This window comes from Citrobacter sp. VF227, from assembly GCF_052950715.1.
In genome coordinates this window covers 1-436 of record NZ_JBRFVF010000604.1, presented here as the reverse complement: position 1 = coordinate 436, position 436 = coordinate 1, and the positions used below count along the sequence as shown (strand labels likewise).

The following is a 436-nucleotide window of genomic DNA, read 5'->3' as shown; positions in this document are numbered from 1 at the left end:
GCTCGGCGGTGTAACCCCCATCGCCCGCGTAAGCTCGGCAAGGGAGGTGGCCTCATAGCCGTAGCGCCAGAACAGCAGCATGGCCGGGAGCAGGGCAGCATCTGGGTCGAATGAAAGCGGGCGGCCGGTCTTGCGCCTGGATGTTGGGTCGATTGGTTTCATATCAAACAATACGAAAATTTAAGCAATGTAGCTGACCGACAACCGCACCTTGGGCCGCTCTGACCTCGCCGTGAGCCCCCTCGCGCTGAGCACGATGACCTTCGGCACTGCGCCTTGGGGCTCGAACGAGGCAGACAGCCGGGCGGTGTTCGACGCCTACGTGGACGCGGGTGGCAACTTCGTCGACACTGCCGATGTCTATGTGTGAAAGAGCCTCAAAGGCTGACCGCTCTCTCAGGTCACTTTAAGTCATTGCTCTTAAATTAAAATTTGT

Annotated in this window: 1 protein-coding gene; it reads left to right on the top strand. The window is 58.5% G+C overall.

The genetic code is table 11. The features are described 5' to 3' along the window. Positions 1–256: 256 nt before the first annotated feature. Positions 257–370: an aldo/keto reductase gene (locus tag ACU8YC_RS28125; protein WP_107059939.1), complete on the top strand. Its 114-nt coding sequence runs from the start codon at positions 257–259 to the stop codon at positions 368–370. Positions 371–436 lie beyond the last annotated feature (66 nt).

Excerpts from the sequence above, each read along its gene's own strand:
- ACU8YC_RS28125 (WP_107059939.1), top strand. The coding sequence starts at position 257 with ATGACCTTCGGCACTGCGCCTTGGGGCTCGAACGAGGCAGACAGCCGG.